Here is a 7,944-nt window from a genome sequence, read left to right as displayed (position 1 = left end):
CGTTGCCCCGCCGCCGCGCGGGGCGGGCCCGGCTGCGCGCGGCGGCCCTCCCCGTCCGGGCCGGTCCGGCGCGTGGAACGGCGGCGTCCGGGGGGCCGCTCCCCGGCTACCCTGGCCCGATGCGGACCGCCCTCGTCATCGGCACCGGCCTGATCGGTACCTCCATCGCCCTCGCGCTGACCTCCCGGGGGGTGCGCGTCCACCTCCAGGACCACGATCCCGAGCAGGCCCTGACCGCCGCCGCCCTCGGCGCCGGCGACACCGCGCCGGCCGAGGAGCCCGTCGACCTCGCCGTCGTCGCGGTCCCGCCGGCACACATCGCCGCCACCCTGGCCGCGGCGGACGCCCGCGGCGCGGCCCGCGCCTACCTCGACGTGGGGAGCGTCAAGGGCGGCCCCCGGCGCGAGCTCGTGGCGGCCGGGTTCGACCTCGCCCGCTACGTCGGCACCCACCCCATGTCCGGTCGGGAGCGTTCCGGCCCGCTCGCCGCCACCGCCGACCTCTTCGAGGGCCGCGCCTGGGCGCTCACTCCCACCCCGGAGACCGACACCGAGGTGCTCAACCTGGCCCTGGAACTGGTGGCCCTCTGCCGCGCCGTTCCGGTGGTGATGGACGCCGACGCGCACGACCGGGCCGTGGCCCTGGTCTCGCACACCCCGCAGCTGCTCTCCAGCCTGGTCGCCGCCCGACTCACCGCGGCGGAGGAGAGCGCGGTCCGCCTCTGCGGCCAGGGCATCCGGGACGTCACGCGCATCGCGGCCTCCGACCCCGCGATGTGGATCGACATCCTGTCCGCCAACCCGGGTCCCGTCGCCGACATCCTCGCCGAGGTCGCGGAGGACCTCGACGCGACGGTCCGCGCGCTGCGGGCCCTGGCCTCGACCGACGCCGAGGAGCACGCCGACGGCGCCGCCGGGGTCGCCTCGCTGCTGCGCCGGGGCAACGCGGGACGCCGGCGGGTCCCGGGCAAGCACGGTGCGGCGCCCGCCGCCTACGAGACGGTGGCCGTGCTGATCTCCGACCGGCCCGGCGAACTGGCCCGGATCTTCGCGGACGCCGGGGCGGCCGGGGTCAACGTCGAAGATGTCCGGATCGAGCACGCCACCGGCCAGCAGGCGGGCCTCGTCCAGCTCATGGTGGACCCCGGCGCGGCACCGGTGCTGAGCACCGCGCTGCGCGAGCGCGGCTGGTCGATCAGGGCGTGACCCCGCGGGCGGCGCGGCGTGCGACGGCGCGCGGCGCCCGTCCGCCCGTGCGGGGGCGGGAGGGGCGCCCCGGCCACGCACGGACCGGCGTGGGCGGCGGGCGGCTGCTCCCCGCGCGACGGCCGTTCGAGTGAGCGGCTAACCTGTCCTCGGTCGTGCCCCCGCCGCCCCCGGCGGGCAGCCGCGGGGCGCGCCCTCCCTGCTTCCGCCGCCGCCGGCCGCATCGGGCCGGTCCGAGAAAGAGGTGCGCATCTCCGTGTCCGCCAAACCCGCCGTCGTGGTCGCCATCGACGGGCCGTCCGGAACGGGCAAGTCCAGCACCTCCAAGGCGGTCGCCGCCCGGCTCGGCCTCGCCTACCTCGACACCGGCGCCCAGTACCGCGCCATCACCTGGTGGATGCTGCACCACGGCGTGGACGTCGCCGACCCGGCGGCCGTGGCCGCCGCGGCGGCCACTCCCGACGTGGTCTCCGGCACCGACCCGCAGGCGCCCACCATCACCGTCGACGGCACCGACGTCGCCGCGCCCATCCGCGGCCCGGAGGTCACCGGTGCCGTCAGCGCCGTCAGCGCCGTCCCCGCGGTCCGCGAACGGATCACCGAGCTGCAGCGCTCCATCGCCGCCGAGGCCACCGCCGGCATCGTGGTCGAGGGACGGGACATCGGCACGACCGTGCTGCCGGACGCCGATCTGAAGATCTTCCTCACCGCCTCCGAGGAGGTGCGCGCCGCCCGCCGCAGCGGGGAGATCGGCCGCCGGGGCGCCGAGGGCGTCGCCACCACCCGGGCCGACCTCGCCCGCCGCGACGCGGCGGACTCCTCCCGCGCCGTCTCGCCGCTGGCCCAGGCCGGCGACGCGACCGAGGTCGACACCTCCCACCTCACCCTCGACCAGGTCGTCGACTGCGTCGTCACCCTCGTCGAGGACCGGAAGCGGCCCGTCTCGTGACCACCGCCGCCGCCCGGACCGAGGACGGCCCGCGTCCCGATCCCAGCCCGCGGGGCGCCGTCGTGGGGCACCGCATCGGCATCACGCTGGTGCGCAGCGCCTGGAACACCCGGGTGCTGGGCGCCTGGCGGGTCCCGGGCAGCGGTCCGGTCATCCTCGCGGGCAACCACACCCACAACGTGGACGGCCCGCTGGTCATCGGCACGTCGCCGCGTCCGGTCCACTTCCTCGTCAAGCGCGAGGCGTTCGTCGGCCCCGCCGGGGCCGCGATGCGCGTGCTCGGGCAGATCGCCGTGGACCGGGGCGCGGCGGACCGCGGCGCGGTGGCGGACACCCTCGCCGTGCTGCGGGCCCAGGGCGTCATCGGCATGTTCCCCGAAGGCAGCCGGGGCGCCGGTGACTTCGGCGCCCTCCGCTCCGGCCTGGCGTGGTTCGCCCTGCGCTCCGGCGCCGCCGTCGTGCCCGTCGCGGTCCTCGGCAGCGCCGAGCGCCGCAGCCGGGTGCTGCCCGGGCTGCCGCCGCTGCGCGGCCGCCTCGACGTGGTCTACGGCGAGCCCTTCCACGTCGGCGACGGCAGCGGGCGCCGCGGTCGCGCGGCGTTGGACGCGGCCGCCGAGCAGGTCCAGCAGCGGCTGGCGGCCCATCTCGCGTCGGCCCGGGCCCTCACCGCGCGTTAGGCTGGGCGGTCGGGCCCCTCCCACGGCCACCACACCGTCGGGCCGATGACGCCGCGCGGCCCCGCGCCGCGCGCCACCGGCCCCCGGGGGGAGCAGCCCGGGCCCCGCCGCGTGCCGGGCACCGCAACCGCCCCCCGGGGGGCGGCCCCACCGGGAGAGACCCGGCCGACGACGGAGACAGGACCCCATGCGCGACCACGAGCAGCCCGAGGCGGGCACCGACCACGGTGCCCTGGACGAGGCCGAGTACACCGAGTTCATGCGGCTCGCCCAGGAGGAGGGCTTCGACGCCGAGGAGGTGGACGGGGAACTCGCCGCCGCCGGCGCGGGCCCGCTGCCCGTCCTCGCCGTGGTGGGCCGCCCCAACGTCGGCAAGTCCACCCTGGTCAACCGGATCCTCGGGCGCCGCGAGGCGGTCGTCGAGGACCGGCCGGGGGTGACCCGCGACCGCGTCAGCTACGAGGCCGAGTGGGCGGGCCGCCGCTTCAAGGTGGTGGACACCGGGGGGTGGGAGCAGGACGTCCTCGGCATCGACGCCTCCGTCGCCGCCCAGGCGGAGTTCGCCATCTCGACCGCGGACGCCGTGGTCTTCGTGGTGGACGCCGTGGTCGGCCCGACCGACACCGACACCGCCGTGGTGCGGCTGCTCCGCAAGTCCGGGAAGCCGGTCGTGCTGTGCGCCAACAAGGTCGACGGCCCCTCCACCGAGGCCGACGCGACCTACCTGTGGTCGCTGGGGCTGGGCGAGCCGCACCCCGTCTCCGCGCTCCACGGCCGTGGCACCGGCGACATGCTGGACGCCGTGCTGGAGGCGCTGCCGGACGCCCCGCCGGAGACCTTCGCCACCGTGACCGGCGGGCCGCGGCGCATCGCGCTGATCGGCCGTCCGAACGTCGGCAAGTCCTCGCTGCTGAACAAGGTCGCCGGCGAGGAGCGGGTCGTCGTCAACGAGGAGGCGGGCACCACCCGGGACCCCGTCGACGAGCTGATCGAGCTGGGTGACCGCATCTGGAAGTTCGTCGACACCGCCGGTATCCGGCGCCGGGTCCACCTCCAGGAGGGCGCGGACTACTACGCCTCGCTGCGGACCGCCGCCGCCCTGGAGAAGGCGGAGGCCGCGGTGGTGCTGATCGACGTCACCGAGCCGATCAGCGTCCAGGACACCCGGATCATCTCCATGGCCGTCGACGCCGGCCGGGCCCTGGTCATCGCCTACAACAAGTGGGACACCCTCGACGAGGAACGCCGCTTCTACCTGGAACGGGAGATCGAGCGGGACCTGGTGCAGGTGCAGTGGGCGCCGCGGGTCAATGTCTCGGCCCGCACGGGCCGCCACATGGAGAAGCTGGTGCCCGCGCTCGAGACCGCGCTGGCCGGCTGGGAGAGCCGGGTGCCGACGGGCAAGCTCAACGCCTTCCTGGGCGAGCTGGTCGCCTCCCACCCGCACCCCGTCCGCGGCGGCAAGCAGCCCCGCATCCTGTTCGGGACCCAGGCCGGCACCCGCCCGCCGCGGTTCGTGCTCTTCGCCTCCGGTTTCCTGGAGGCGGGCTACCGGCGGTTCGTGGAGCGCCGGCTGCGCGAGGAGTTCGGCTTCGCCGGCACACCGATCCAGGTGTCCGTGCGGGTCCGGGAGAAGCGCGGCGCCAAGCGCAAGTGACGCCCTCGACGGCGCCCGCCCCTCTCTGCACGCGGGGGCGGGCGCCGTCGTGCGGACCGCGAGGCCCCGGACGCACCACGGCGCCGCGACCGCCCCTCCCCGCGTCGGGAAGGGCGGCCGCGGCGCCGTGGCGCGCGGTCAGCTCCTGCCGTCGGTGCGGCCGTGCCGTCCCGGTGGCAGCGCCGGCAGCGACGAGCCGTGGCGACGGCCGGGATCGTGCCAGCCGGCGACCGCGGTGCGCGGGGAGCCGAAGGTGCCGAAGGCGTCGAACCTCAGCTCCTCCTCCCCGCTCCGGTCACCGGGAAGGGTCCGGAACATCCGCCGGTACTCAGCGCAGAGCGCGTCGTAGATCGGCGTCGCCGAGTGGCCCACGGCCGGCTCGAACGAAGGACGCATCCCGGGGATGTGGCGGTGGCGGCCGGGCTGCTGCGGGCGGAACGGTTCGGAAGGGTGCACGCTCCTCCAACGACCGGCCGGGCCGACGGATGCGGGGCGCCCGCCGGTACTACCTGATCGCCCCAGCCGGTCGGAGCCGCTCAGGTCCCGGCCAGCGGGATGACGGCGCCGACGAGTCGGCCGCCCTCGGCTGCCTGGTCCAGGGCGTCCCGCAGCAGGTCCTCCCGCGGCTGGGTGCCGATGGTCCCGGCGGGCGAGGCCAGCAGCAGCACCTTGCCGCGCTGCCGGGCGGCGTTGCGCCAGCCCTCGGTCACCGGCAGCGGCTGGTGCGCCTGCCACCAGGCGGTGGAGGGGCTGCCGACCAGACCGGGCTGCAGCACGGCGTGCAGTTCGCCGCCGACCAGCAGCACCGACCAGCCCGTCAGCTCGGCGGGCGCCGACGCCACGGTCGTCACCGGGAAGAAGCCCTGCTCGATCATGAGCGGCAGGAACTCGTCGCCGGAGGCGTCGGAGCCCGGGCGGGCGATGGCGCCGTTGGGCTCGACGACCAGCGAGGCGTAGAGCTCGTCGTCGACGATGACCAGGCCGCAGGTGACGCCCAGCACGGCCTGACCGCCGGCCTCCTGCGCGCCGGCGGCGATGTCGCTGCCCTGGCCGGTGATCGACCGCACGGCGCCCTTCAGCTGCTCCTCCGAGACCGGCACCACCTGCGAGGGGATGCAGGCGGCGTGGGCGAACGCCAGCACGGCCGTCTCCTCGCCCACGAACAGGACGGTGCTGGTGCGCTCCCGCACCGCGTCGCCCGGGTTGCGGCAGGAGGTGCAGTCGTAGTTGCCCGGGGAGTTGTCCCCGGTGAGCAGGCGCTCCGCCTCGTCTTCGCCGATCTCGGCGCGTACGTCCGCGCTGACGTCGAGCAATGCTGACACTGGTACTCCTTAGGTTTCCTGGGTCCGCTGCCTGCGGCGGCTCCCGAAGGTTCAACGGCGCCGACACGGCCAGGTCACGCCCTGGGAGGGGCCGATTCCGGTACGGTCACCGCCTGTGCGCCCGCCCCGCGGTGCCGGGGGCCGGGCGGTGCGCGGCTGCCGAGCGGGCCCCGGGAGGGCCGCGGCCTCCGGCAGATCTCCGCCGCGGTGCCGCCGCGGAATGCCGTGGCGCGCTCGGGGGAATTCCGTCGGGCCCGCCGGTCGGCGGTGACGCGTGGCCAGTCCGGAAGGGGAATCGAATAGCGGGGGCCGGGTTTTCCGTCCGTCCGCCGAATTCCCGCTCCGGAAGCGGCGGAGCAGGGGTTTCCGGCCGTGACGTCGGGAGGGCACGGGCCGGAGCCGCTGTGACAGAAGCGTGACACTGCGGACCGTCGCCCGTCACTTCCGGGTGCCGCGTCCGCCCCGTACGGTGGGCCGCATGTCTTCCCACTCCTCGGACGCGGACGGTTCCCGCGACACGACCGACAGTTACCTGGGGCTGAGCGCCGAGGCCGCGGGTGAGCGTGCCCGCGCCGCCGGCTGGCAGACCGTGCGGTCCCTGCCGCCGGACGCGATCATCACGATGGAGTACCTGGAGGGCCGGCTCAACTTCGCCGTCAAGGACGACGTCGTCGTCCGCTGCTGGAGGGGCTGAGCCCTCCGCCGCCCGCGGCGCGCGCCCTCACCGCCGCGTCCCGCCCCGAGGAAGCCGGGGCGGGACGCGGCGGTCGTGCGTCAGTGGCTGCCCGCGGGGCTCACCGGGGGCCGGTCGCCGGCGCCGGGGTGCGCGGTGGGATGGGCGCCGCCCGGGTGCGAGGGCGGCCCGGACGGGCGGGGGCCCGTCGGAGCGCGGTACGGGTGCGCCCCGTACCGCGCGGGCCGCAGGCCGTTGAGGGCCGGCGCCGCCTCGGTCTCGCGGGCGTCGTCGCCGTCCCGTCCCGTCCGCACGCCGACGGTCACCGGTCGGACGGCGGGTACCCGCTTCGGTTCCCGGAGGGAGAACCGCTCCCAGAGGCGGTCCCGGTCGGTGAGCAGCCGCATCTCGACCCGGGCGAGCAGCGGCTCGAACCACGGGAGCGCCAGCAGGATCAGCAGCCCGGCGGCCCAGCCGAGCAGCACGTCGCTCACCCAGTGGGTGCCCAGGTAGACGGTGGTCGTCCCCACGCCCAGCGCGAAGACCGCCGCTATCACCGAGAGGATGCGGCGGGCCTGCGGCGTGGTGGCGAGGTAGGCGAGGATTCCCCAGGTCACGACGGCGTTGGCCGTGTGCCCGGAGGGAAATATGTCCCCGGTCAGGAACATCTCGTTGGAGCCGATGATGTTGGCGTAGTGGGGGCCCTCACGGCCCATGCCGAGCTTCGCCGCGCCGACGGAGAGGTTGAGCAGCAGCAGCGCGCACCCCATCACCAGCAGTGGACGCAGGGTCCGCTGCCGCCAGGAGCGCCAGCCCAGCCACGCCGCGATCAGCGCGGCGGTGGGGCCGCGCTGCCCGAGGACCACGAAGTAGTCGAGGAAGGCGTGGAGCTCCGGCCACTGCTTGTACGGGCGGAAGAGCATGACCTGCCAGTCCAGGTGGACCAGCCAGGAGGTGGTCAGCACCAACCCGACGATCGCCGCGTAGAAGACCGCGGTCGTCCCCAGGAGGGACATCCGCACACGGCTCATGTCAGGAGCGGCCATGTCCGGGCGCTGTGGCTCCTGTTCGAGGCGAGCGAGGATTCGGGTACGCACCCTCTCAAGATTACAGCGGGTGATAGCGGGACTTTGTCCCCAGCTCACCTTCGTGATGCCGATGTGATGTGACGTGGACCCGGGGGCGCGCTTTGCGCCACCGTTCGCGCTTTGCGTGCGCGCCTAGGGATTGCGGGCCGCGGCGCGCCCCCGTGGCACCGCCGAATGCGTGGCGCGGTCGAATGCGGAACGCTGTTGCGCCGAATGCGTGCACCTGGGCAATTCCGTGGGAGGCGGGCCGGTGCCGTCTCGTGCCCGGACCGGAGGCGCCCGGCGGGGCGCGGCCACCGACGGCGCCGGGGCCGTGACGGGGCGTGGCCGGCGGTGCGTGGCGGGCTCCGGTCGGCCGGGGCCGGTTCTCGGC

8 protein-coding genes are annotated in these 7,944 nt (G+C 75.8%); 5 read left to right on the top strand and 3 right to left on the bottom strand.

Annotated features, from left to right (window positions below):
• Window positions 1-119: 119 nt before the first annotated feature.
• The 4 genes from HCN52_RS18770 to der all read left to right on the top strand — a co-directional run bounded on the left by HCN52_RS18770 (window position 120) and on the right by der (window position 4,488).
• On the top strand, window positions 120-1,205 hold the full coding sequence (locus HCN52_RS18770; protein ID WP_168089620.1) for a prephenate dehydrogenase: 1,086 nt from the start codon (window positions 120-122) through the stop codon (window positions 1,203-1,205).
• 256 nt (window positions 1,206-1,461) lie between these two features.
• On the top strand, window positions 1,462-2,154 hold the full coding sequence (cmk, locus tag HCN52_RS18765; RefSeq protein WP_312876774.1) for a (d)CMP kinase: 693 nt from the start codon (window positions 1,462-1,464) through the stop codon (window positions 2,152-2,154).
• Window positions 2,151-2,831 carry a lysophospholipid acyltransferase family protein gene (locus HCN52_RS18760; protein WP_312876773.1) on the top strand — a complete coding sequence of 227 codons (681 nt, stop codon included), beginning with the start codon at window positions 2,151-2,153 and terminating at the stop codon, window positions 2,829-2,831. The genes cmk and HCN52_RS18760 overlap by 4 nt, the downstream gene beginning before the upstream one ends.
• 187 nt (window positions 2,832-3,018) lie before the next feature.
• Complete coding sequence (der, locus tag HCN52_RS18755; RefSeq protein WP_168089618.1) at window positions 3,019-4,488, top strand: ribosome biogenesis GTPase Der; 1,470 nt, start codon at window positions 3,019-3,021, stop codon at window positions 4,486-4,488.
• 138 nt (window positions 4,489-4,626) lie between these two features.
• On the opposite strand, the gene HCN52_RS18750 is transcribed toward der, so the two are convergent.
• Complete coding sequence (locus HCN52_RS18750) at window positions 4,627-4,944, bottom strand: hypothetical protein (protein ID WP_312876772.1); 318 nt, start codon at window positions 4,942-4,944, stop codon at window positions 4,627-4,629.
• An 80-nt stretch (window positions 4,945-5,024) separates the two neighbouring features.
• A complete protein-coding gene (locus HCN52_RS18745; RefSeq protein ID WP_168089617.1) occupies window positions 5,025-5,810 on the bottom strand; it encodes a DUF8842 C-terminal domain-containing protein in 786 nt (261 codons plus the stop codon).
• A gap of 478 nt (window positions 5,811-6,288) precedes the next feature.
• Between HCN52_RS18745 and HCN52_RS18740 the strand changes: the two genes are divergently transcribed.
• The gene (locus HCN52_RS18740; protein WP_168089616.1) at window positions 6,289-6,504 is read left to right on the top strand and encodes a proteinase inhibitor I78; all 216 of its coding nucleotides are present in this window, start codon (window positions 6,289-6,291) and stop codon (window positions 6,502-6,504) included.
• A gap of 80 nt (window positions 6,505-6,584) precedes the next feature.
• On the opposite strand, the gene HCN52_RS18735 is transcribed toward HCN52_RS18740, so the two are convergent.
• Window positions 6,585-7,580 (bottom strand): phosphatase PAP2 family protein, encoded by a 996-nt coding sequence (locus HCN52_RS18735; protein WP_376767157.1) that lies wholly within the window; start codon window positions 7,578-7,580, stop codon window positions 6,585-6,587.
• Window positions 7,581-7,944 lie beyond the last annotated feature (364 nt).

Source organism: Streptomyces bohaiensis, assembly GCF_012033785.1.
In the GTDB taxonomy this organism is placed as follows: Bacteria; Actinomycetota; Actinomycetes; order Streptomycetales; family Streptomycetaceae; genus Streptomyces; species Streptomyces bohaiensis.
The sequence above is the reverse complement of the archived record's forward strand: the minus strand, read 5'-3'. Positions and strand labels throughout refer to the sequence as shown.